At 40.1% G+C, this 24,571-nt stretch carries 28 protein-coding genes; 1 reads left to right on the top strand and 27 read right to left on the bottom strand.

All coding sequences use genetic code 11. From position 1 onward, the window contains the following. Positions 1-2: 2 nt before the first annotated feature. The 3 genes from mgsA to MUG87_RS04840 are packed head-to-tail and all read right to left on the bottom strand — an operon-like array spanning position 3 to position 1,547. Positions 3-392, bottom strand: a complete 390-nt coding sequence (gene mgsA, locus MUG87_RS04830) for a methylglyoxal synthase (protein ID WP_247086076.1) — start codon at positions 390-392, stop codon at positions 3-5. 19 nt (positions 393-411) lie between these two features. Then, entirely contained in the window at positions 412-1,212 is an 801-nt protein-coding gene (gene dapB / locus MUG87_RS04835) for a 4-hydroxy-tetrahydrodipicolinate reductase (protein ID WP_247086078.1), read from the bottom strand. Between the two features lie 2 nt (positions 1,213-1,214). Continuing rightward, the gene (locus MUG87_RS04840; protein WP_247086080.1) at positions 1,215-1,547 is read right to left on the bottom strand and encodes a nucleotide pyrophosphohydrolase; all 333 of its coding nucleotides are present in this window, start codon (positions 1,545-1,547) and stop codon (positions 1,215-1,217) included. A 247-nt stretch (positions 1,548-1,794) separates the two neighbouring features. Here MUG87_RS04840 and MUG87_RS04845 point away from each other — a divergent pair, with 247 nt between their 5' ends. After that, positions 1,795-2,673: a YitT family protein gene (locus MUG87_RS04845; protein ID WP_247086082.1), complete on the top strand. Its 879-nt coding sequence runs from the start codon at positions 1,795-1,797 to the stop codon at positions 2,671-2,673. Between the two features lie 26 nt (positions 2,674-2,699). Here the strand turns inward: MUG87_RS04845 and MUG87_RS04850 are convergent, their stop codons facing one another. The 24 genes from MUG87_RS04850 to MUG87_RS04965 form a co-directional block, all read right to left on the bottom strand. Then, on the bottom strand, positions 2,700-3,380 hold the full coding sequence (locus MUG87_RS04850) for a zinc metallopeptidase (protein WP_247086084.1): 681 nt from the start codon (positions 3,378-3,380) through the stop codon (positions 2,700-2,702). A gap of 82 nt (positions 3,381-3,462) precedes the next feature. Next, positions 3,463-4,212, bottom strand: coding sequence for a sporulation protein YpjB (locus MUG87_RS04855; RefSeq protein ID WP_247086086.1), 750 nt, complete (start codon positions 4,210-4,212; stop codon positions 3,463-3,465). Between the two features lie 281 nt (positions 4,213-4,493). Beyond that, positions 4,494-5,078 (bottom strand): lipoprotein heptaprenylglyceryl N-acetyltransferase LhaT, encoded by a 585-nt coding sequence (locus tag MUG87_RS04860; protein WP_247086088.1) that lies wholly within the window; start codon positions 5,076-5,078, stop codon positions 4,494-4,496. A gap of 84 nt (positions 5,079-5,162) precedes the next feature. Then, complete coding sequence (locus MUG87_RS04865; RefSeq protein ID WP_247086090.1) at positions 5,163-6,053, bottom strand: metal ABC transporter permease; 891 nt, start codon at positions 6,051-6,053, stop codon at positions 5,163-5,165. Continuing rightward, positions 6,050-7,369, bottom strand: a complete 1,320-nt coding sequence (locus tag MUG87_RS04870; RefSeq protein WP_247086091.1) for a metal ABC transporter permease — start codon at positions 7,367-7,369, stop codon at positions 6,050-6,052. Before MUG87_RS04870 ends, MUG87_RS04865 begins: the two co-directional genes overlap by 4 nt. A gap of 1 nt (position 7,370) precedes the next feature. Then, on the bottom strand, positions 7,371-8,114 hold the full coding sequence (locus MUG87_RS04875; RefSeq protein ID WP_247086093.1) for a metal ABC transporter ATP-binding protein: 744 nt from the start codon (positions 8,112-8,114) through the stop codon (positions 7,371-7,373). A gap of 61 nt (positions 8,115-8,175) precedes the next feature. After that, on the bottom strand, positions 8,176-9,102 hold the full coding sequence (locus MUG87_RS04880) for a metal ABC transporter solute-binding protein, Zn/Mn family (protein ID WP_247086095.1): 927 nt from the start codon (positions 9,100-9,102) through the stop codon (positions 8,176-8,178). Positions 9,103-9,391: 289 nt separating this feature from the next. Then, complete coding sequence (locus MUG87_RS04885) at positions 9,392-10,159, bottom strand: menaquinol-cytochrome c reductase cytochrome b/c subunit (protein WP_247086098.1); 768 nt, start codon at positions 10,157-10,159, stop codon at positions 9,392-9,394. A gap of 33 nt (positions 10,160-10,192) precedes the next feature. Further along, complete coding sequence (gene qcrB / locus MUG87_RS04890) at positions 10,193-10,867, bottom strand: menaquinol-cytochrome c reductase cytochrome b subunit (RefSeq protein ID WP_124563889.1); 675 nt, start codon at positions 10,865-10,867, stop codon at positions 10,193-10,195. Beyond that, entirely contained in the window at positions 10,868-11,380 is a 513-nt protein-coding gene (locus tag MUG87_RS04895; RefSeq protein ID WP_247086100.1) for a QcrA and Rieske domain-containing protein, read from the bottom strand. A 131-nt stretch (positions 11,381-11,511) separates the two neighbouring features. Continuing rightward, on the bottom strand, positions 11,512-11,967 hold the full coding sequence (locus tag MUG87_RS04900; RefSeq protein ID WP_247086102.1) for a DUF2487 family protein: 456 nt from the start codon (positions 11,965-11,967) through the stop codon (positions 11,512-11,514). Between the two features lie 127 nt (positions 11,968-12,094). Further along, a complete protein-coding gene (locus MUG87_RS04905) occupies positions 12,095-12,631 on the bottom strand; it encodes a ReoY family proteolytic degradation factor (protein WP_247086104.1) in 537 nt (178 codons plus the stop codon). Between the two features lie 81 nt (positions 12,632-12,712). Next, positions 12,713-13,954 carry a tetratricopeptide repeat protein gene (locus MUG87_RS04910; RefSeq protein ID WP_247086106.1) on the bottom strand — a complete coding sequence of 414 codons (1,242 nt, stop codon included), beginning with the start codon at positions 13,952-13,954 and terminating at the stop codon, positions 12,713-12,715. Positions 13,955-14,022: 68 nt separating this feature from the next. Further along, positions 14,023-15,306 carry a 3-phosphoshikimate 1-carboxyvinyltransferase gene (gene aroA, locus MUG87_RS04915; RefSeq protein ID WP_247086108.1) on the bottom strand — a complete coding sequence of 428 codons (1,284 nt, stop codon included), beginning with the start codon at positions 15,304-15,306 and terminating at the stop codon, positions 14,023-14,025. Between the two features lie 18 nt (positions 15,307-15,324). Continuing rightward, on the bottom strand, positions 15,325-16,419 hold the full coding sequence (hisC, locus tag MUG87_RS04920; protein WP_247086110.1) for a histidinol-phosphate transaminase: 1,095 nt from the start codon (positions 16,417-16,419) through the stop codon (positions 15,325-15,327). A gap of 34 nt (positions 16,420-16,453) precedes the next feature. Further along, positions 16,454-17,539 (bottom strand): 3-dehydroquinate synthase, encoded by a 1,086-nt coding sequence (aroB, locus tag MUG87_RS04925; protein ID WP_368042567.1) that lies wholly within the window; start codon positions 17,537-17,539, stop codon positions 16,454-16,456. Further along, positions 17,533-18,699: a chorismate synthase gene (gene aroC, locus MUG87_RS04930; RefSeq protein ID WP_247086112.1), complete on the bottom strand. Its 1,167-nt coding sequence runs from the start codon at positions 18,697-18,699 to the stop codon at positions 17,533-17,535. Before aroC ends, aroB begins: the two co-directional genes overlap by 7 nt. Before the next feature lie 148 nt (positions 18,700-18,847). Continuing rightward, on the bottom strand, positions 18,848-19,294 hold the full coding sequence (ndk, locus tag MUG87_RS04935) for a nucleoside-diphosphate kinase (protein WP_247086114.1): 447 nt from the start codon (positions 19,292-19,294) through the stop codon (positions 18,848-18,850). Positions 19,295-19,411: 117 nt separating this feature from the next. Beyond that, positions 19,412-20,374, bottom strand: a complete 963-nt coding sequence (gene hepT, locus MUG87_RS04940) for a heptaprenyl diphosphate synthase component II (protein ID WP_247086116.1) — start codon at positions 20,372-20,374, stop codon at positions 19,412-19,414. Between the two features lie 9 nt (positions 20,375-20,383). Further along, positions 20,384-21,103: a demethylmenaquinone methyltransferase gene (locus tag MUG87_RS04945; RefSeq protein ID WP_247086118.1), complete on the bottom strand. Its 720-nt coding sequence runs from the start codon at positions 21,101-21,103 to the stop codon at positions 20,384-20,386. A gap of 17 nt (positions 21,104-21,120) precedes the next feature. Beyond that, on the bottom strand, positions 21,121-21,819 hold the full coding sequence (locus MUG87_RS04950) for a heptaprenyl diphosphate synthase component 1 (RefSeq protein ID WP_247086120.1): 699 nt from the start codon (positions 21,817-21,819) through the stop codon (positions 21,121-21,123). A gap of 234 nt (positions 21,820-22,053) precedes the next feature. Continuing rightward, positions 22,054-22,623 carry a GTP cyclohydrolase I FolE gene (gene folE, locus MUG87_RS04955; RefSeq protein ID WP_247086122.1) on the bottom strand — a complete coding sequence of 190 codons (570 nt, stop codon included), beginning with the start codon at positions 22,621-22,623 and terminating at the stop codon, positions 22,054-22,056. 111 nt (positions 22,624-22,734) lie between these two features. Beyond that, positions 22,735-24,039 carry a methyl-accepting chemotaxis protein gene (locus tag MUG87_RS04960; RefSeq protein ID WP_247086124.1) on the bottom strand — a complete coding sequence of 435 codons (1,305 nt, stop codon included), beginning with the start codon at positions 24,037-24,039 and terminating at the stop codon, positions 22,735-22,737. Next, positions 24,023-24,445, bottom strand: coding sequence for an MCP four helix bundle domain-containing protein (locus MUG87_RS04965; RefSeq protein ID WP_247086127.1), 423 nt, complete (start codon positions 24,443-24,445; stop codon positions 24,023-24,025). Before MUG87_RS04965 ends, MUG87_RS04960 begins: the two co-directional genes overlap by 17 nt. Positions 24,446-24,571 lie beyond the last annotated feature (126 nt).

Genomic DNA, 24,571 nt, shown 5'->3' on the forward strand with positions numbered 1-24,571 from the left:
CCTTACAAATCTCTGTAATTTAAGTCTCCTCGCTTTAAGCCATGCATTAGAAGCTCTGCGCTCGCCATATTGGTAGCAAGCGGTATAGCGTACACATCGCACAGGCGAAGCAGTGCATTTACATCGGGTTCATGCGGCTGTGCCGTCAAAGGATCTCTAAAGAAAATAACCATGTCCATGTCGTTTTTAGCAATCATTGCACCAATTTCTTGATCTCCCCCAAGCGGTCCTGATTGAAAACGTGTTACATGTAATCCTGTAGCTTCCATAATCCGTAAACCGGTTGTTCCCGTAGCAAATAATTCATGCTTTTCAAACACAGGCTTATATGCAAAGGCAAAGGTAACCATATCTTGTTTTTTTTGATCGTGAGCAATTAAGGCAATTTTCATCTCCGTCTCCCCTTTACTCTTAGTCTATAATATTTTCTAAGCCGTATACCAAAGTCTCGATACCCATTACTGTTTCAATCGCAACTTGCACCCCTGACATAAAAGAAGCCCGGTTAAATGAGTCATGTCTGATTGTCAGCATCTGACCGTCTCCTCCAAATAACACTTCTTGATGAGCGATTAAACCGGGCAATCTCACACTGTGCACACGAATACCGTCCAACTCAGCTCCACGTGCGCCAGGTAACTGTTCTACCTCACTTGGATGACCTTGTTGCTTCGGCTGGCGAACAGAGCGAATAAGGTCTACCGTTTTTAAGGCTGTTCCCGAAGGCGCATCAAGCTTTTGATCATGATGAAGTTCAATAATTTCCACATCATTAAAGTATTTAGCAGCCATTCGCGCAAATTTCATCATTAAAACGGCGCCTACCGCAAAGTTTGGGGCGATAATCGTACCTACTTTTTTCTCCTCGGCAGTTGCAGTTAAATTCGCAATTTCTTCCTCTGTAAATCCAGTTGTACCAATAACGGATCGTAAATTATGCTTGAGCGCGGTATGTATATGTAACTTTCCTGTTTCAGGATTTGTTAGATCCAACAAAACGTCAGCTCTTATTTCTTGTAAACAAGCTTCTAGCGTATCGTATACTGGTACAGCAAGCGCCGGCATACCTTCTATATCACGCAGTTTTGTACCGCCATGCTTATAGTCCACTGCCCCGACCAATTCAAAATGCGGCGTGTTTTCCATTAATGATACAGCTTCTCTTCCCATTCTCCCTCTGGGACCAGCAAGAATAACACGAATTGTTTGCATCTTTATTCCTCCTCTTTCCTTGTCCAGCGATCTTTATCTCTTGTATTGAATTTATGCATCACCCTATTATGCGCTTCTTCTAAGTCAATGTTCAAGCTATTGGCCATACAAATCGTCACAAACAATACATCTCCAAGCTCTTCTTCAATCGTACGTGCCTCTTCGTTCTTTTTTTTGGGCTTTTCGCCGTAATAATGATTAACTTCGCGAGCAAGCTCTCCCAGCTCTTCTGTTAATCTTGCCATCATCGCAAGCGGACTAAAGTACCCTTCTTTAAATTGACCAATATAAGCATCAACTTCTTGCTGCATCTCTTGCATTGTTTTTCTTTGCATCTTAATCACCTCAAACATACTAAAAATTTCTGTACCACAAAAAAGCGGCAAATCTATTCTGTCAAACCCTATCACTGCAACATCATTTGCTTTAAAATCTTCTTTCTTTTATAGCACCGCTATCTCTCATGTTAGCCAATTCCCCCATGTTTGACAAATTTTTTAGCCCCTTGTACATAATTTGCCACGTTCGAGCGGATACATTATAATAGGTTGTTGTTGTAATACATAACAGGGGGCACATATTATGATTAATATCCATATCCGCAACATTGTATTTATTCTCATCGGTTCCGCTATTTTTTCGTTTGGAATTGTGAATATCAACATTGAAAACCACTTGGCGGAAGGTGGTTTTACAGGGATTACACTGCTGTTGTATTTCTTATTTGAACTCGATCCGTCATATACGAACTTACTGTTAAACATTCCGTTGTTTTTTGTAGGGTGGAAATTGCTTGGTCGTACTACTTTTATTTACACGCTTATCGGTACAATAAGCGTATCTGTATTTCTATGGATCTTCCAGCGTTATGAAGCATTCAACCTACACCTTAACTTACAAAAAGATATGACTTTAGCTGCTTTGTTTGCTGGTATCTTCATCGGAGTAGGTCTCGGTATTATTTTCCGCTTTGGCGGGACAACAGGCGGTGTAGATATTATCGCGAGACTGGCACATAAATATGCTGGCTGGAGCATGGGAAAAACAATGTTTTTATTTGATGCAGTAGTCATTGCGTTATCTATTTTAACCTATCTTTCCTACACACAAGGTATGTATACACTTGTAGCCGTGTTTGTCGGCGCGCGCGTCATCGACTTTATGCAAGAAGGGGCGTATGCAGCCAAGGGAGCTACAATTATCTCAGACAAAAACGAAGAAATTGCACAGAAAATCTTATCAGAGATGGACAGAGGAGCTACTTTCTTAAAGGGCATCGGTACTTATACAAAGATTGAACGAAATGTACTATATTGTGTTGTTGCGAAAAATGAGATTGTGAAACTAAAAAATATTATCGTATCTGTAGACCCTCATGCCTTTGTTGCTGTTAGCGATGTGCATGATGTTGTCGGCGAAGGATTTACTTTGGATGAAAATAAAAATCCTTTACATAATTAAAAGCAGGGTGGAATTCCACCCTGCTTTTATTCGTCACTACGCTGCATTCCTGTGTAAATTAAAACCAAGCGAAGTAGCTCAAATACTGCAACTGCTGCTGCAGCTACGTATGTAAGTGCTGCAGCGTTCAATACCTTTTTCGCACTTCTAGATTCACCTGGGTCAATGATACCAAGCGCATCTATTTGCTTCATTGCACGGCTCGATGCATCAAATTCAACGGGAAGTGTTACTAATTGAAACAGCACTCCAGCTGCCATTAATACGATTCCGAGCAACAACATGTTTGATAATTGTGCAAAGATACCAATCATAATAAATACCCATGACATATTGGAACCGATGTTTGCAACCGGCACAAGCGCGTGACGGAAACGCATAAATCCATAGTCCTTAGCATCTTGAATTGCGTGGCCCACTTCATGTGCAGCTACTGCTGTTCCTGCTACAGAATGACCGTAGTAGTTGTTCGTTGATAAACGAACCGTTTTAGAACGAGGGTCATAATGATCTGATAAGTAACCCGGTGTTTCTTCTACTGCAACATCATACAAGCCGTTTGCATCCAAAATTTTACGCGCAACCTGCGCACCTGTCATACCAGATGTAGAATATACTTGTGAATACTTACTGTATGCGCTCCTTACTTTCGCCTGCGCTATAAGCGGCACAATCAAAATAATGGCAAAATAAATTAAATACAGCATTGATATCCTCCCATGATGTAGTTGTATATTAATTGTATTTTTTCAGCCATTTCGTTGTCAAATGAAACGCCTTACGTATATCTTAACCGTTTTTTGATTTTCTGCGCTTTTTTTCTTGCTCGCCTTTATATTTTCGAAAACCCACGTAAGTAAGTGTTGCAATAATAATAAGCCCGGTCGTAATCATCACCCATATTGTTGAACCTGCCAGCACATCAGCCTTCGGATATTGAAACACTTGCTGTACATCATGCTTAATTGCGCTTAATTGTTGCTTACTGCTTTCATTAGCCATTACCGTTTTCGCATGTTCTAAATACACAAAGTGTTTATCCAGGCGCTGTACCTCTCCTTTAGGTAAATCTACTAACAAACTAGGATAGATGATGTTCATTTCATATAAAAAGTCGTTAATGGCCGTGCGAAATGATTCGGCATTTTCATCCTTATTAGCCTGCTCAATTCGATCAAATGCGCTCATGACAGCTGTTTCTCTACTCAACCATAACGGTTGGAAATGAGAGCTCTCTGCGTCAATTACAAGACGTAGCGCCAACATATCACTTTCGACCTCCTGCGGACTTACCACATCTCCCATTGTTTCAATTGCCTTGTTATATGCTGTGGAAATAACTTGCACGTGCTGCGGAAGCTTAGCGTGAATTTGCTGCTGAGATGCATACAGCAATATCTGCCTTGCCTTATCATACTCCTGCTGTTTCACCAATTGCCACGACTCGTCCAACAGATGATTTATTTCATCCTCCGCTGCCGCACGAAGCGGCACAATTGAGATTATTAACCAAATCAGGCAGATTATGATTTTTTTCATTCTTGTCCCCCCTAAAACATCTACTAGAGTGTATGAGAAATGGGACAAGAATAGAACAAAACGAGAAAGGCTTTTTATTAATAGAAAACACACCACTTACTTTCAAATAATATGAGTAGCTTTGTATTAAATCTTAATATTGATACTGGGCATTTGTTTATGGAAGTTGAATGAGACTCCTGTAAGGAAAGCAAATCCAAGGAGACATATAGCTACTTGAAGGAATAATTCGTGTAACGGAAAGCAATAGAGACATGTAACAACGCCTTATATTATATAAGTTACAGACTCATTCGCTTCTTTTTCATTCCATATACATAGGCAATTAAAATCGACAAGATGCTTAGCCAAAATGTAAAATAACCAATAGGCTGGTAATACATATCCAATACGCCGTACCTTGGCATTTGTCTAAACACATAATCAATCACATCATTATGTAGTGTCCAAATCGCAGCCATCGCCAGATGCCACCCTTTGATACGATAAAATGGTGCGTACAGCAAGCCCTGTACTGCCATTGCTCCATGCGAGAGCATCAGCATATAACCTGTCCAATGCAAGTCTCCCTCTACAAGTAGCAATAACAGGTTCATGACCACAGCCCAAATTCCATATTTAAATAGGGTTACAACAGCAAACGCTTCCACCAGCCCCCAATTTTTATGAAGTAAAAAGGCCAATAGGACAAACACAAAAAATAAGCTTGCAGTTGGACTATCCGGTACAAATAATAAAAATTGTGGCTCTGTTTCAACCAATTGATATTGATACCAAATATATCCATAAACAGTCCCTAATACGTTTACAATAAAAAGTAGCTTCAATATGGTTCGATCACGTAAAAAATAATATAACAATGCCATGCGTTTTCCTCCCTTTTATACACTTCTCATTATAGCAAAATTTCATATATACAATAAAAAAATCCCGGCACATTCCGGGATTTTTTATGATTTCTGTGTAGTCGTTCCTATTTTCTTACGTAAAAGCCATTTAGCAATCAATCCATGCTTTGGTGAGAAAAAGAACGCTAAGCAAAATAAGAAGCCTGACGCTGTGGCCATTGCACCGGCAATGGAAGCATTGATTTGATAAGCTACAAAGTAACCGATAATCGCTGACAGTACGCCTACACCCGCACTAATAATTAACATCGAAAATAAGCGATCTGTGAGTAAATATGCCGTTGCAGCCGGTACAATCAGCATAGCCACTACAAGAATAGCACCCACACTATCAAATGCAGCTACCGTTGTCAGTGATAACATTCCCATCAGCAAATAATGAATAACTACGACAGGAATTCCTATGGCTACAGCCATTTCCGGATCAAACGATGATATTTTAATTTCTTTATAAAGTAACGTAATTAACACAACATTAATCAAAAGAACAAACCCTAGAATCCATACTGCTTTCGGCCCTAGCTCCATACCGTTAATGACAAGAACATCCCAAGGAATAAACGTAATTTCTCCCATTAAGGCATGATCCGCATCTAAGTGGATGCGACCTGCAAATACAGAAAGTAAGATGACTCCAACCGCGAACAAGGACGTGAAAACTACCCCAATCGCCGCATCCGCTTGCACACCGCTTTCGTTTAAGAGTTGCACAAAGAAAGCCGTGAGCATGCCTACAAGTACAGCTCCGATTAGCATATAGATACCTTCCATACTTTGACTCACTAGATACGCTCCTACAATCCCAAGCAAAACAGTGTGACTGATGGCATCCGCTAACATAGCCATTTTACGCAAAACAAGAAAGCAGCCGACCATGCCACAGCAAATACCAACAAGTGCACCTGTCAATAAAATCCAGGCTTCATAGCTCATTTGTTCCCCTCCCATCCGGCTCTATATCCGGCTTTGTGCCTTTTATCACTTCGGGGAATAATGAGCGGCTCCTTATCATGTAATTTTAACATCTTTATCAGTTCCACAAGAACATCTTCTGACACATGCAATATATCATCTTCTCTGATATTGATATGATCATACAAAGACTCGTTGGCCAGGTAGATTTCCATCAAGCGATTACGAAGCGTAACATCATAAGCTTCCTCTAGTCCCGCTGGCGTCAACCTCAGCGCACTGTGATGGATGTACACATGCTTTTCTTTTCTAAGTTGGGATAACACCCGATGAACCACATTAGTATTCATAGGCTTACATGCAATAATTTCATCTAACTTGATGCTTTTCACATATTTTCCACTGGAAACACGGCGTTCCAATATATCATACATCGCCTCCAGCACATGTTCTCGTTCTACACGCCGTCTTGTTTTTCGTTCACGTATATACTTGCTGAGCAACCCTCTTCTAGGTGCACATATGAGCGAAAATAGAAACAGCAATGTAGCTGCTACGATAATCAGTGGACCTGTTGGCATGCCATTTGCTAACGTGCTTAAAATAGTTCCGCATACACCGGAAATAGCCCCAATTGCCCCGGAAATGAGAACCATATATTCAAGGCGTTCCGTCCAATACCGTGCTGCAATAGCCGGTGTAATAAGCATAGCTGACATTAAAATAACTCCCACTGCCTGCAAACCTATCACAACTGCAGCTACAATACCGCTCATTAAAATACCATTTAATACGCCAACCGGTAGCCCGATTCCTTTCGCAAACTGCGGATCAAAGGTTAGTATCTTCATTTCTTTAAAGAGAAGTATGCTTCCTACTAAAAGCAACAATGCAATGCCACTGATAATCCTTACGTCACTTCCTACTAAGGAAGCAGCCTTTCCGAAAATAAAATCCGTCAACCCGCTCTGATTGCCACCCTGACCTTGATTGATGTAGGTCAGCAATACAATGCCAAATCCAAAAAATACAGAAAGAACCAAGCCGATGGCCGTATCTTCTTTGATTCGTGAGTAGCGAATAATACTTTGGATACAATAAGTTGCTGCTAGCCCTGCTAGTGCCGCACCGACTAAGAACCAGCCGATTGACTTGGAACCATGTAACAAAAATGCGATACAAATGCCAGGTAGAGCGGCATGAGCCATAGCATCCCCTATTAAACTTTGTTTTTTCAAAAGCGCAAAACTTCCAAGAACACCACTTGCCAGCCCTAATAGTAAGGTTCCCATTAGCACCCATTGTGTATTGGCATCCAGTAAAATTCCAAATCCCATCTTACTGCCCTCCCGGAGGAGCAGTGTGTAAAAACGCCAATCGACCACCATACGTTTTTTGAAGGTTTTCTGTTGTAAACACATCTTCTGTTGGCCCAATAGCGATTGTTTTCATATTTAACAACATCACCCAATCAAAGTATTCTTCAACGGTTTGCAAATCATGATGTACGACGAGAACAGTCTTACCCTGTATTTTTAATTCGTTCAGCAGCGCAATAATAGCCTTTTCTGTTGCAGCATCAACTCCTACAAACGGTTCATCCATAAAATACACGCTGGCATCTTGTGCAAGAGCTCTTGCTAAAAATACGCGTTGTTGCTGTCCCCCTGAAAGCTGACTAATTTGTCTCGTCGCATATTGCTCCATTCCTACCTTTTTCAAACAGGCTAAAGCAAATTCTTTATCCGCCTTACTAGGACGCTTCAACCAGCCAATATGGCCGTATCGTCCCATCAACACCACATCAAGTGCATTTGTTGGAAAATCCCAATCTACAGAACCCCTTTGCGGCACATAACCAATTAACTTTCTTTGCTCTTTGTATGGTTTTCCATAAACAGCAACCTCGCCCGAAGCGCGTGGTATTAAGCCTAAAATTGCTTTAATCAATGTGGATTTACCGGCACCGTTTGGACCGATAATTCCAATTAGCTTTCCAGCCGGTACTGAGAAGTTAATATCTTGAAGCACAGGCTTAGTATGATACGCGACTGTAACATTTTCTACCTTAATGGGTTCCACTTCTTAATCCTCCCACTCCATTAAAATCCAAATTATATTTCACATTATATATTTATAAATCTTATTTCAACGCTTCAACAATGGTGTCAACATTATGTTTATACATACCAATGTACGTGCCTGTGTTAGTTCCTTTTTTACCCATTGCATCTGAGAATAATTCTCCCCCGACAACAACTGTGTGACCTTTCTTTTTAGCTCCTTCAACCACTGCTTTAATAGATTTATCGGATATACTTGTTTCAATAAATACGGCCTTAATATTACGATCTACAATGGTGTCTATCAAAGCTTGCACATCTTTAAGACCATACTCCGAATCCGTGCTGAGGCCCTGCAAACCTTTTACCTCTATCTTGTAAGCTGCTCCGAAATAATGAAACGCATCATGAGCAGTAATAAGCACACGGCTTTTTTCAGGGATTTCAGCGATTCGTTGCTGTGCATATACTTGTAGTTCATCTAATTGTTTCAAATAAACTGTAGCGTTTTCTTCATAAAATACTTTATTGTCTGGATCTTGCTTTATCAAAGTATCGCGAACCACTGCAACCGCATGCTGCCAAAGAGAAATATCAAACCAAACATGCGGGTCATATGCATTAGCATCCCCCGAACTAGAAATAAGTTCGTTTTTAGGCATTGATGATGTAACAGCAACGGTTGGCTTATCTTTTTCCATCTTTTCTAAAACATCACCCATTTTACCTTCCAAATGTAAGCCGTTATAAAAAATAATATCCGCTTTCCTGAGTTTTTGGATATCCCCTTGTGAAGCTTGATACAGATGAGGATCTACCCCAGCTCCCATAAGAGGTGTTACTACAACTTTTTCTTGACCGATTTGCTCAGTAATGTCAGCAATTTGGCCTGTTGTCGTCGTAATTTGTAACTTCCCATTTGATTGATTTGCAGTTTCTTGAGTGCAAGCAACTCCAAAACAAACCAACATCATAGTAGTTACTAGTATACATATCTTCTTTAACATGACACCCTCCTGTTTTAGCACAAGCTATAAATTTTTCCCTAAGGCAAAAATAAACGTAAAAAAAAACTAGTTCCATAAAGTAATTTTCTTTACCTAAGGCAAAAATATTAACGATAACTCTAGATTACTAGAAAAGTAGCATTAGGGCAATTTTTTTTATTAATATTATATATTTTGCCTTAAGTAAATTTCTTTCAGCTTACTTCTACAGTACGTAAGTCTTTATCACTGTATGCCTAAAACTTGGTTTCTGACACACAAAAAAGTCGGCTATATTAGCCGACTTCAACTACTTCTTGTTATATTGTGCAATGTACTCAGACAATTTTTTGAGTTCCTCATCAGTACCTTTGAATACACCCTTTGGCATTGCACCTTTACCTTCTTTAGCAATCTTAGCGATTTCCTCAGGCGTATGACTCATATTTTGTAGCGTTGGTGCTGCAGGTCCACCTTGCAGGTTTTCACCATGACATGTCAAACATGTGTTTGCTTGGGCAATCTTATAACCATCTGCTTCTTTGTCCACTTGTACAGTCTTTACGATGGCACCTTGCTTCTTAGCTGCATCCCAATCATGATGCGCAACTGATTCCCATGTTAAAAACGTGATTGACGCAATGGCAAGCAGCATAAACCCAGTCGCAACAGGTCTTTTAAATGGTCGACGCTCTGGCCCCTTATCAATAAATGGTGCGAGAAGCAATGCGCCCCCTGCAATACCAGGCATAATGAAAGCACCGATTACTGTGTACGGTCCTGCCGCATATGTGTATTTTAATAGCTGATACAAGAATAAGAAATACCAGTCAGGTAATGGTATGTATCCGGTATCCGTCGGATCTGCCATTCGCTCTAACGGTGAAGGATGCGCAACCGTTAAACATAAATATCCAATTAAAAATACTGAACCAACCATCCATTCCTTTAATAAGAAGTTTGGCCAAAACGCTTCTGTTTTGCCCGGATATTCCGAGTAATCCTTTGGAATATTCGGTTTTCGAACTGCCGGTACGCGTGAATCACCAACAAACTTCATCCCTTTGCCCCGATGCATAGTCTCCCTCCTTCATATAAACATATAAATCTCTTATAATGGTCCTGAAATACCTTGCTTACGAATAATAACAAAGTGAGCTCCCATCAAACCAAGCAAGGCGCCTGGTAAAAAGAATACATGAATTGCAAAAAAGCGTGTCAATGTTTGCGCACCAACAATTTCAGAGTGACCTGCTAAAAGCGTTTTCACATATGGGCCAATTAAAGGTGTTTGCTCTGCAATTTGCAAGCCTACTTTTGTTGCAAACAAAGCCTTCATATCCCATGGAAGCAAGTAGCCAGTAAAGCCTAATCCCATCATAACCCCAAAGATTAAAACCCCAACAATCCAGTTTAATTCACGAGGCTTTTTATATGCACCTTGGAAAAATACACGCAATGTATGTAAAAACATCATAACAATTACAAGACTTGCCCCCCAGTGATGCATACCACGAACAATTTGACCGTAAGCAACTTCATTTTGAAGATAATAAACAGATTCCCAAGCATTTTTAATATCAGGTACATAATACATTGTCAAAAACATACCTGAAAGAATTTGAATAACCGTGACGAAGAATGTAAGTCCGCCAAAGCAGTAAACGAATGCAGAAAAATGATGTGCAGGATTTACGTGCTCTGGTACCTCATGATCCGCAATGTCACGCCAAAGCGGCGTAATATCAAGGCGTTCATCGACCCAGTCATAGATTTTGTTCAACATCTACTTGGCACCTCCTGCCGGCTTCGCTTTTCCTAAGTACAATTTACCGTCTGCCACTTTAGATTCATACACATCAAGTGGCGCTAGAGGTGGTGTACCTGCAATGTTTTTACCACTCTTTTCATATCGTCCGCCATGACACGGACAATAGAATTGATTTGGGTGTGACTTGTCGCTGTTCCAGTTAACAACGCAACCTAAATGCTTACATACTGGTGATAGTGCTACGATGTCGCCGCTTTCATTTTTGTACACCCACGCAGACTTTGGTTCATCAGATTTGTACCAACCATCAACCTGCTTGACTTTAAAGTCAACACGCTTTGGTTCAGCTGTAATATCCTTTACTAATCCAACTGCTACCATATCCGAACTTTCTTCCTTTTGCAGCACCGGATCAAGCGCAAAGCGTGTCATTGGCATCAGCATGCCCGCTGCCATAAATCCCCCTACACCGGTAAGCGTGTAGTTCAAAAACTGGCGGCGTGATACCCTATGTTCTTTCTCGCTCATGAAAATTTCCCCCCTCTATCAACCCTTTAGGATAACCAATCAAAAATTTGAAAAACTAGGACACTATCATGATATAATAACAAATCTTCCAGGTCAATAACATACTACTCATAATCATAGAAACAATTATTTTATTCTGTCTTTTCCCACTTTTCTGTCAAAATTTTGTGGATATCACGCACATTAGCTTGCAATACATCACGACGTGTATGCTCTTCCAATTGATACAAAGGAATCGCAGGTAACCAAATCACAGTTTCTTGTACAGGACAAGCTTTCCATTCATAATCACTTGTAATATAAACAATATGTTTGATACCACTTTCTTTGATGCGGCTCTCCCACCGTTTTAAACGCTCTTGCTCGTCTTCTTTTTCACTCGTTAAATAAGTGAACGGAGGAAGTAATACAATGCGCCCTTTATATTCTCTTTCCATTTCAGCACTTAAACAGTCTACAAATTCACCTTGCCTAACAACTTCTTGCAAGGCTCCCTCAAGAGCAAAGGGTATAAGCGGCACCAGCGCCGTATCAATATATTCTTTCGCTGTTTCATATACTTCAATGTCTTTTGTACGCCACTTCATGTTATGCCTCCTTTAAATTCTTCCATAATCTATTAAAACATATAGCTATTACAAACAAAAAGAAAAACCCTCCGTAATAGAGGGTTTTTCTTTTTGTTTGTCACAATTTTTACATTTTTACCTATCTTTACAATTTCTTCAACTGTGCAGTAAGCTCTGCAAAAGCTGTGGCATCCTGCGTATCTAGAGCATTGTCAATTAGTTTAAGCAAGCGGCTACGTCTAAATGTTTGTATACTTTCTTCAAGAAAGCGCTCTGCCAGCAATCGATCTCTCTCATTCGTTTCCATATTTTTTGGAAGATATGGATTTTCTTCGAGAACCGCTACGTAGTTAGCATTTTGAAAAGATGACGTGAAATTGAGCTGGATATAAATGTCTTCATCTCGATTCAAACGAATATCGTGAAATGATTTTTCTGCATCTGTTGTCATAATGTTTTGCTTATAGAAGTGAAACGGCGCTTCTTTTACACAGCTGGTTGACATCACAAGACCGCGCGGACAATACTTAGCGTGCTCTACGAAATGTACCTTTCTCATCAATTGATCATGACTCATTAAATAGTTCAAGATCCATACACATTCCCTTTGCTTAAGTTGGTAATTGCTTAAAAACCATTTAACAAAATCCTTTTTTTCATTCACAGAAACAGGGGTATTCATTCGCACAGTCCCTCCTCTGCCCACTTTTTTATCAATACATTCAAGAAAAGATGTCCCGTTTCCTTCTTTGTTCTTTAAATGTTACAAATTATATAACAGCTCTTCAATATGCGTTTGAGTTGAGTCCAACTGCAGGATCTTCTCAAAAACCTCTCTCGCTTCTGCTCTCTCCCCTTCTTCCAATAAAAACAATCCATATTCCTCCAAGAAGGAAAGATTATCCTTAAAAGAAGTATATGCATCGCGATAATGTTTTAATGCATCTGAATAAAGCTCCAGCTCTTTTTCTGCACGCGCACGATCCCACGTAAGTTGCGGGTCATCTTCACCATTTTCAACTGCAATTTTAACTGCTTCAACAATTTCCTCGTGCTTATCTTGCTCTTGCAAAATGTAAATGTACTTCGACACCGCTTCCATATGTGCTGGGTCAAGCGCCAATGCTTCAAGTAGTGCCCCTTCTGCTTCTTGTATGTTTCCAAGTCTTGCTGCGGCATCTGCCAAGCGCACATGAAAATCCACAGAAAACTCATCTGTTTTTACACCTTCACGAAGTAAATCATAGCTTTCTTGCAGCATCCCCTGCTCTTCATAGCAGCGTGCTGCGTATACATACAGTGCCGTATACTGCGGATCGAGCTCTTTTAATTCCAAAAACACAGGCAATGCTCGTTCGTAATACATCGCTTGGTATAAGGTAAATGCATATCCAAACAATGTATGAATGTCCTTCTGGTCTTTTAAGCCCTCTTCATAATGTAAAATGGCTTCTTCCCAATTTCCCAAAGAACTAAGTGCTTCAGCCAAACGCAGAGAAATATTCACGTCTCCAATTTTTCTTTCCGATAGAATATGCATGTAATAAGGGACAGCTTTTACAAAATCACCGCGACTACTATAAAATTCACCTAACCCAAAATCAACAATCGGTTCATCTGGCAAGTGATGCTTAGCTGCGAGCAGTTTTGTTTCCGCCACTTCATCCAAACCTTGCGTTTGGTACAAGTCTGCTAAAAGTAGCAACGCTTGTACATATACCTCATCTTCTTCTCCAATTTCATTTAATACTTCAATCGCTTCATCTTCTCGATCAAAATCAATGTACACATCAGCTAAAAATAGCGCTATTTCGCTTTCGCCAGGATATAATATATGCAATTCTTCAGCAATCACTAATGCTTGTTCTAAAAACCCCATTGCATGATAATAGCGAGCTGCTTCATATTTTTCTTCATCCGTTCCTTTTTTCGCTATATTTTCTAAAAGGCGAAACGCCTCCTCTGTGTTTCCACTTTCCATCTGTTTCATTGCATCTTGTATCATTTCATACTCTCCTTCTCTATTATGTTTTTATTGTACTAAAAATACGCCATAAACAAAAGAATCCCCTCTTATCGAGGAGATTCTTCACTTAGTTCGTTCAATTGTTCAAAAAAGTTTGGATAGGACACCGCAACGGCTTCTGCCTGCTCAAGAATCGTTTCTCCACTTGCAATACAGGAAGCAACTGCAAGCATCATTCCGATACGATGGTCACCGTGACTATCTACAGACGCACCGCACAGTGATGATTTTCCATAAATAATCATACCATCATCCGTAGCTTCAATTCGTGCCCCCATTTTGGTTAGTTCCTTTACAACTGTATCAATACGATTTGTTTCTTTCACCTTAAGTTCAGCAGCATCTTTAATAACCGTAATACCTTCTGCTTGCGTTGCCGCGAGCGCCAGAACAGGTATTTCATCAATTAGACGCGGAATGAGTTCTCCACCAATTTCTACACCATGGAGCGCCGACGTTTCAATTGTGATGTCTCCATATGGTTCAAAGGCTTCTTCATTTATATTGGAAATGATAATATTCGCTCCCATTTGTTTCAGAACCTCAAGTATACCTGTTCTTGTTGGATTTAAACCAACTTGTTTCAATGTGAGCTTACTATTTGGCACAATAGCTCCTGCTACTAGAAAAAACGCAGCCGACGAAATATCGCCAGGAACTTGTACATGTGTAGCTCGTAACGTACCACCGCTTATTGTCGCTGTTACGCCTTCACTTTTCACTTCACACCCAAATGCAGCAAGCATTCGCTCTGTGTGATCTCTTGATTTTTCTGGTTCTGTAACTGAAGTAACCCCATCAGCTCGCAGACCTGCAAGTAGCACAGCAGATTTTACTTGCGCACTTGCTACAGGAGAATGATAAGCAATGGCTTTCGTACTACCTCCTCGGATGCTAAGCGGTGTATATTGACCATCTGCTCTACCATCAATCTTTACACCCATGGAGCGTAAAGGATCAGTGACTCTCTTCATCGGTCTGTTCCCTATAGAAGCATCTCCAATCAAAGTACAGTGAAACGGTACGTTAGCCAAAATCCCCATCATAAGTCGAATCGTTGTACCAGAATTCCCCACGTCAAGTACTTCTGCTGGCTCCTGAAGCCCCTCCAAGCCTTTCCCATAGATGGTTACTTCTTCCCCTTGTTGTTCAATTCTTACACCAAGCTTGCGAAAGCAAGAAATGGTACTTAAACAATCTTCACCAGGCAAAAATCCTGACACAGTTGTTTTACCTTCCGCAATAGAGCCGAACATCACGGCACGATGAGAAATAGATTTATCTCCAGGGATACGGAGTTCTCCTACTAAGCTTCTTTGCTGCAATTTCATACTACTCACTCCCGTTACTTACAAGCAGTTTTCTTTTTTGGCTACAACTTTTTCAAGCAGTGCGATAATCTCTTCATTTTCTTCTTCACTACCAATGGTGATACGAATACCGTTTGGCAATCCTAACCCTGCACCCGAGCGTACAATATAGCCGGCCTGCAGAAGCTCTTGAAACACTGCATTTCCGTCTCCTACTTCCATAAAGATGAAGTTTGCTTGGGAAGGATAATAGTTGATATCATGTCTCTTACAAAATTCATAATAGCGTTGTAATCCCTTTTCATTCGCCTTTACACATTGCTCAATAAATTTCTGATCCTGAAGTGCGGCTATAGCTGCAACTTGTGCGAAAGAAGATGTATTAAACGGCAATCTGCCTGCTTGCAAACGGCTGATGAAGGACGCATGCCCAACTGCATACCCCATGCGGAATGATGCCAAACCATACGCTTTAGAAAACGTGCGTAATACAACCATATTTTCATAATTTGGCAATAAGGACAGCGTATCAGGATAATCGTCTGCTGTTGCATATTCATAATACGCTTCATCCATTACAACAAGAGCCGTTTTGGGAATTCGAGACAAAAAGTCTTGTAATTGCTTAGTGTTCACATATGTACCTGTTGGATTGTTCGGATTACATATCCAAACAATTCTTGTGTGCTCGTCTACTTGTGACAGCATACCCTCCAAATCATGCGTCCCATTTTGAAGTGGTACCTCTCTTACTTCCGCGTTTTCAATCACTGCATGATGACGATATTGCGAAAAAGTAGGTTTTGCCATAACCGTATTTGTGCCGGCAGATAAAATACTGCGGCTCAACATTTGAATCACCTCATCCAGCCCACTGCCAAATAGAAGTTGGTCCGGCGCAACGTTCAGGTGTGCGGCTACCTGCTTGCGCAGTTCATAAGCCCCTCCGTCTGGATATAATGCAAACTGCCCCGCAAGTGACGTTAGCGCTTCTGAGACTTTAGGTGAACAACCAAACGGATTCTCATTAGACGCAAGTTTAACGATCTTCTCCAAACCGTATTCTCGCTTCACTTCATCAATGGATTTACCCGGAGAATAGGCATGTAATTCTAGCAACTGCTTTTTCAGCATTGTATGTCCCCCTGACTTCTGTGATTTTTAGTTTTTATAAGTTTTCTGTTTGAATAAATTGTGCCAATGCATCTAACACAACTTTATCCTGTACTTCTTCCACACAAACATCTGCAATTCCTCTTAACAATACCATACGAATCTCGCCCGATTGCGCTTTCTTATCTTGCTTCATTCTCAATAATAAACGCTCTATATTAAGCTCCATCGGAAGTTTTGGATACCCATACCCAAACAACCATTTTGCAAACGCTACACTTGCCAAGTCCACATCGTATATACGCTCACTCAATAGCAACGCAAAGCGCATTCCCATAGCCACCGCATCACCATGCGTCAGCCGACCATACCCCAGCTCCGCCTCAATAGCATGACCAAGGGTATGGCCAAAATTTAAATAGGCACGTACACTAGACTCTGTCTCATCAGCAGCTACAACCTTTGCTTTTACAGCAATTGCTTGCTGCAATGCATACTGTAATTTTTCTCCGCGTAAATCTTCCAGGCTTAAAATTTCCTTTTGTAACCAATCATACAGATGTGCATCACCAATGACACCATGCTTTATTACTTCTGCATAGCCAGATCGCCATTCCTCTTGGGGTAGCGTGTACAAAAAGGGAATATGATAAATAACAGCTTCTGGCTGATAAAATGCACCAATCATATTTTTTCCAATCGGATGGTTTATGCCCACTTTTCCACCTACTGCACTGTCATGCGCTAAAAGAGTTGTTGGCATTTGTATAAAACGAATGCCACGCATAAAAGTTGCAGCTACAAACCCTGCTAAATCGCCAATCACTCCTCCACCAAGCGCTATAATGACCGACCTTCTGTCCATCCCCTTTTCTAGTGCATATGTTTGGATGGCATAATAATTTTCAAAAGATTTCTCTTTTTCACCGCTTGGTATTACATACGTATGCACATCAGCACTTGTTAGCGCTTCTGTTACCTGTTTCATATACAATGGCGCTATGGAAGAATCTGAAATAACAAGAACAGCGGAGGGGGTCGGTTGTAACTGTTGGTATACACTTCGCAGCGCTGCAAGTCCCTCTTCACCTAAATATAACGGATAACACTTTGATTTTGTTTCAATATAGCGCATTAAAATTCCCTCGCATATTCTCTATGCTTATCTATATTGTTTTTAATTAAGTCCATTCTGTCCCTTCCAAATTGCTCAACAATAGCTGCTGCAAGCTCCCAAGCAACGACAGCTTCCGCCACAACACTTGCAGCCGGTACCGCACAGCTGTCAGAACGTTCAATACTTGCTTGGAACTCTTCTTTTGTTTCAATATCTACACTGCGAAGCGGCTTGTACAAGGTCGGAATTGGCTTCATCACACCGCGCACTACAATTGGCATACCCGTTGTCATACCACCTTCAAACCCACCGGCATTATTTGTGCTACGACCATATCCTTTTTCAGTCCAAATAATTTCATCATGTACTTGGCTTCCAGGTTTTCTTGCCGCTTCAAAACCGATACCAATCTCTACGCCTTTAAAAGCATTAATACTCATCATAGCTGCCGCAAGCTTTGCATCAAGCTTATGGTCGTAATGCGTATAGCTTCCTACTCCTACAGGCACACCTTCCACAATTACCTCTACAATACCACCGATTGAATCTCCATTTGCTTTTGCATCATCTATCGCTTGCATCATACGAGCGCCTGCTTCAGCATCTAAACAGCGTACAGGTGATTCCTCTGTAATGCGCTTTACTTCTTCTATCGACGTATATGTATGACTGGATTTTACGCCACCAATCTCAATAACATGGCCTGCAACCTGAATACCTAACTCCTTTAAAATACGCTTTGCTACTGCACCTGCAGCTACGCGCATGGTTGTTTCCCTGGCGGAAGATCGTTCTAAGACGTTACGCATATCACGATGCCCATACTTAATGGCACCGTTTAAATCAGCATGGCCGGGACGGGGGCGTGTAATTTGTCGTTTCACCTCTTTTGCTTCTTCCTCTGTAATAGGGGCAGCACCCATAATTTTGGTCCAATGTTTAAAATCGTTATTTTCAACAACTAAAGCAATAGGTCCCCCCAACGTATATCCATGACGAACTCCACTCAAAATTTCTGCTTGATCTTTTTCAATTTGCATTCTGCGGCCACGACCGTGACCTTTTTGTCGCCTTGCCAACTCTTCATTAATATCGGATACCAATAAAGGCAATCCTGCCGGAACACCTTCAATAATTGTTGTCAATTGTGGTCCGTGTGATTCTCCCGCTGTCAAATATCTCACTGTATTTCCCTCCTGTCAGATTATTTATGTATCAATATAACATACCGTTTTCCATTTGGTAAGTTTTTAATTCTGAATGTTACAAGAAAAAGACGCAGTGCGACATCACACTGCGTCTTAAAGCGTTTACAAATCTCTCTTTGAAAGATTAATAAACCCACTCATCTATTATTTTTGTGTATGAAACCAGTTCTTCTTCTTTGAAGAAGATAGAAATCTCACGCTCCGCACTCTCAGGAGAATCGGAACCGTGAATAATATTTTTACCTACCGTTACACCGTAATCACCGCGAACCGTTCCTGGAGCAGCTTCTTTTGGGTTTGTTTTGCCCATCATTTGACGAGCTGTTGCAATTACACCTTCACCTTGCCACACCATAGCAAACACAGGCGCAGAAGTAATAAAATCAACTAACTCTCCGAAGAACGGTCTTTCTTTATGCTCAGCATAATGTAGTTCTGCTGTTTCTTTTGTTACTTGCATTAATTTCGCGCCTACCAATTGAAACCCCTTTTTTTCAAAACGAGACACGATTTCCCCAATTACATTCCGTTGTACGCCGTCAGGTTTGATCATTAGATATGTTTTTTCCATGAAAATCTCTCCACTTCCTTGAATATGTATAGGGTTCTCCCATAGAGAATACTATCATTACTTTTTAAATTTAGCAACTGTTCAGAAATGGAGAAATGATCAATCGTTTTAAAAAAATCAAAACTTTCTCTTTCCTATATATTTGGCAATACTTTGCATAGCTGATTTTGCTTGACTTTTAGGTAGTGACTGTATGATTTTCAACGCTTTTTGTAAATACCTTTCACTTAGTTCAAATGAACGTTCGATTGCGTCGCCGTCTTTAATTAGGTGAATCATATACTGCATATCGGCTCTATCCATGCCTGCATGAACCGTTTCAAGTTTTCTTTTAATAGCCGGGGTCTCCATTGCATATAGAACAGGCAATGTAATATTTCCTTGACGTAAATCTTCTCCTGCTGGCTTACCTAATTCTTCTTCGTTAGACATAAAATCTAAAATGTCATCAATAATTTGATAGGACATTCCAACAAAATAACCAAACCAAAATAAACGCTTGGATGTTTGCTCATCTGCGCCGGCAGCTACTGCACCAAGCTGACAGCTTGATGCGATAAGCAAAGCTGTTTTACGTTTAATTCGTCTTAAGTAGGTGCGCAAATTTTGGTTAAAGTTATATTTATCACGAATTTGTTCAATTTCTCCCTTACATAACTCCACCATTGTGTGTGAGAGGACTTTATGTATTTCTGGCATTTCTAAATTTGTAATGCATTCTAACGATTTGGCAAACAGGTAATCACCGGTATACATAGCCACCTTATCGCCCCATCTTGCATTGACCGTTGCACATCCTCGTCTAACATAAGCATTATCTATTACATCATCATGTACGAGAGATGCCATGTGTATCAGCTCTAACGCGACAGCTACATGTTTAATTGTCTCAAATTTATATGCGCCGAATTTTCCAGCAAGCAATACAAATACCGGCCTAATACGTTTTCCTCCGGCTTCGATAAGTGCTAAAGCCGCTTCAGCGAGCAACGGGTCATTAGAAACGGCTATTTGTTTAAGTTCTTGCTCCACCTTATCAAGATCTGACTTTAAAAATGAATACATTACTTGTAGCTTCATATTGTCACCTTAACCTAAATGATGTTCTCCTTTATAGCCGATGTGCATTGCGGCTACACCGAACGTAAAAGCTTTTGTTCGCACTTTTACAAACCCTGCCTCTTTAAACATACGTGTTAATTCCTTTATACCCGGAAACGTACGAGCAGATTCCTGTAACCAAGAATATTCGTTATAACTTTTAGCAAATATTTTACCAAAAGCAGGCATAATATAACGAAAATACACGAGATACAAATGTCTGATGCCAAACATGGTGGGTTGTGAGGTTTCTAAGCAAACCACTTGTCCCCCAGGTTTTACCACACGATACATCTCTTTTAATACATGCATATAATCTGGTACATTTCGTAAGCCAAATCCAATGGTTACGTAGTCAAACGTATTATCTTCAAAAGGGAGAGACATTGCGTTCCCATGTAGTAACGTAACCTGCTTCATTTGTCTTACTTTTATTTTCTCTTCTCCTACAGACAACATATTTTTACTAAAGTCCAGCCCATATACTTTACCGTTTGGACCAACTGCCTCTGCAAGAGATATTGTCCAATCAGCTGTACCGCAACAAACATCCAATGCTGTTTGACCAGGCTTTACATCCATGACTTTCATTGTATATTTGCGCCATGCTTTATGCCGCTGAAAACTAATGACAGAATTCATTACATCGTACTTTTTGTAAATTTTTTCAAACACATCATGTACACGTTCTTCTTTAGATTGTTGCATAGATGCTTTACCTCCTGTTAAAGTTGATGCCCAGTCATAGCTGTCCATTGCTCATATATGGGAGAGTCATACAGCTCCCTCACAGCGTTTTGTCTGTACACTTGATACTCTTGTTCCCACTCTTCACCAGATAAGCTTTTCCATGCCGCAAAGATAACTGAGCTTTCACCATTGCAAGCCTGTTTATATTCTCTCTCAATACGTGCATATCCTAAAAATAGAGCTGCATACTCTTCCCAGCCAGTAACTTGAAAATGCTGACACGTTTTCATAATCAGGGACGCTTCAATCATTTGCACACTATGAATCATCTCAGTTACCGTAGCTGCCCTATGTTGATGAAGATAAATTTTATGTTCATTCACTTCTTCGATCGCTTTAGCCAATGTTCTAATAAAAGAAATATCATGATTGTCAGCTAATAAATGATAATACAGTCCGCTATAGTAATCTCCTGCTAATACCGTAAGCTGGCGTTTCTTTACATTCATTTCGGACACTTTTTCATGTGTATCAAGAGCGATTTGAACAAGCATCACTGCCACAGCATAATGCTCTATATGCTTTGTATGCAATTTGGCGCTTTTTAGTATCGAATACAATAAGAGCAACTTTTCCTCATCCACATCCGGCATATCAATATGCTGCATAAGAACGGGATGCTGCAACTTTACTTGAAGCCTTTCCTTCAATATCTTGAAGTTGTTGTTATACACTTACATCACCCTTGTTTCTAAAAAATCCTACGTGCAATAAAACTTATTATATCACATGTATGGGTTTGACTATAAGGTGAAACTTCCTTTAGGGAATGATTTTATCGCTAAAGGTTAGTTGAACCAATCAGGCTTTTACGGACAGTTGCTTTTCCACTTCCTTCGTTTATATCCTCCAAAAAGCTTACTGCCCGTTAATGATAAAAAAAGAAAAGCAGTGTCCTGCTTTTCTTTTTAGTTAGATTTAATAAAAGATAACACCTCTGCTCTTGCCGCTGCATCGGTTTCCAATACGCCACGTACAGCAGATGTCACTGTCTTAGCCCCAGGTTTTTTCACACCACGCATTGTCATACACATATGCTCAGCTTCCACAACTACCATTGCGCCATGAGGCTCAAGAACTTCCATAATAGCATCCACAACGCTAGAAGTGATACGCTCTTGCAACTGTGGTCTACGCGCTATCGTATCCACTGTACGTGCAAGCTTGCTTAATCCCGTTACACGACCGCCTTTTGGAATATATGCAACATGCGCTACTCCATAAAATGGAACAAGATGATGTTCACACATAGAATAGAACGGAATATCTTTCACAAGAACTAATTCCTCATGTTCTTCTCCAAAAACTTTATGTAAATGCTCTTTTGGATCTTCGTGCATACCTGAAAATACTTCAGCATACATTTTTGCCACACGCTTAGGTGTTTCTAGTACACCTTCTCGATTTGGATCATCCCCGATTGCTTCCAAAATTAATCTTACTGCTTCTTCAATTTGTGATAAGTTTACTTTTGCCATCCGTTTAAATCCTCCCACACTCATAGCTAGTATTCATATGAACACATTCTAGCATAAACATGTTTTTAAAAGCAAAAATCAGCACTATACAACGTATAGAATTATATATCATTAAAATTTAAATCGACCCACGGTTTGTTGCATATCTTCAGCCAGATTAGCAAGACTCTTAGCTGCTTGCGAAATATCTTCCATAGATGCCTCTTGAGATTGAGATACAACAGAAACAGTGTGAATAGAATGCGTTGCTTCACGAGATACATCAGCAATTTGCACTGCTGATGCAGCTACTTGTTTACTTCCAACAGCTAGTTGTTGGGATATAGAGGCGACCGCTTGCACCTCTACAAACATTCTCGCAACCGCTTGCATAATATCTTCAAAGGCGTTATCAATTTTACTCATACCAACAACACCAGATTCCACTTCTTCCGTAACAAGGCTCATGGACTCTACACAATGTGAAGACTGACTCTGAATCTGTTGGATAAGTTGTTTAATTTGCTGTGCAGAAACAGCTGTTTGTTCTGCCAGCTTACGAACCTCGTCAGCTACTACAGCAAAGCCTCTACCATTTTCACCAGCACGGGCAGCTTCAATACTGGCATTTAAAGCCAATAAATTTGTTTGTCCCGAAATATTCGTAATAGCGGTTACAATTCTTTCAATATCTTGAGAGCTTTTGTGCATATATTGTATAAACTCCGCTGATACCTTTACCGCTTCTGAGATTTGCTTCATTTGCTGAACAGAAGTAACGACAAATGCCCGCCCCTCTTCCGTCTGGGATTTCGTATGATGAGAAGCTTGCTCTACATTTTGTGTATTTACTGCAATGTGCTGGATACCAGATACCATTTCTTCTGTTGCAATCGTCACCTGTTGCAGTTGCTCCACTTGTTGCGCTGCTCCGATGGATACAGCTTGCATATAATTTGTAATTTGATTACTTGCTGTTCGCGCTTGTTCTTCCGAGGCAACAAGCTCTTCTGAATTTGCAGCTAAAATATGTGCGGTTTCATGGATTTGAATAATAACTGAACGAAACCCTCGCAACATTTGATTATACGATTTAATTAACATACCAATTTCATCTTTGGAGTAATAACTACCTACTGCTGTTAAATCCCCTGTTTCAGCAATTCCCATTAAACGTTGCACTTCTTTTAATGGACGGGTAATTAATCTTGAAATAAACAGCCCAACTGCAATGCTACTCACCATAGCTCCGATAATAATACACAAAATAGTACGATCTGCATTACGAGCACTGTTGGTATTTGCAAGGTCTAATTTTTCTGCAGTATCTGCATTATACTCCGCCAATTCTCTAATAATTCTTTCTGCTTCTAGCAGGGCCGGATTAGCTTTTTGTTGAAACTGCAAATAAGCGGCTTCTTTATTTCCTGTTAACAAGGTTTCTAAAACTCTCTCTTTCTACTCTATATATGGATATAAGGGTGTTATACTTTTTGAGCCGCTCTTGCTCAAATACACTCAGTTCTCGCTCACTATAAAGCTTTATTAAATCATTATTCTCCTTCATTGCCTTATCAATTTCTTTCATTAACTCTTCCTGCCTGGATGGATCACTTGTTAGCATTGTTTCAAGCACATTCCCTTTTATAATATATAGATTTGATCTGGCAATATTAACCCATCTAACCGGAAGTAAGCGGTCATTATACATTTCTGTCGTATTTTCTTTCATGGTACGCATGTGATAGAAGCCTGTTGCCCCTACAGCGAATAATGCAAAAGTACTAATGAAAATTATGAAGAAAATCTTCGTTCTTACCTTCAAATTCTTTAGTCCGTTCATCCAAGACGTCCCCTTTACCATGGTTAGCATTAGAAATTTCTAAAAATATAATATATTTAGATATAGTTATTATAATATAAAAATGTCGTTTTCGTTAAAAATATTTAAAAATATTTAAAAATATGT

Source organism: Ectobacillus sp. JY-23 (assembly GCF_023022965.1).
Lineage (GTDB): Bacteria > Bacillota > Bacilli > Bacillales > Bacillaceae_G > Ectobacillus.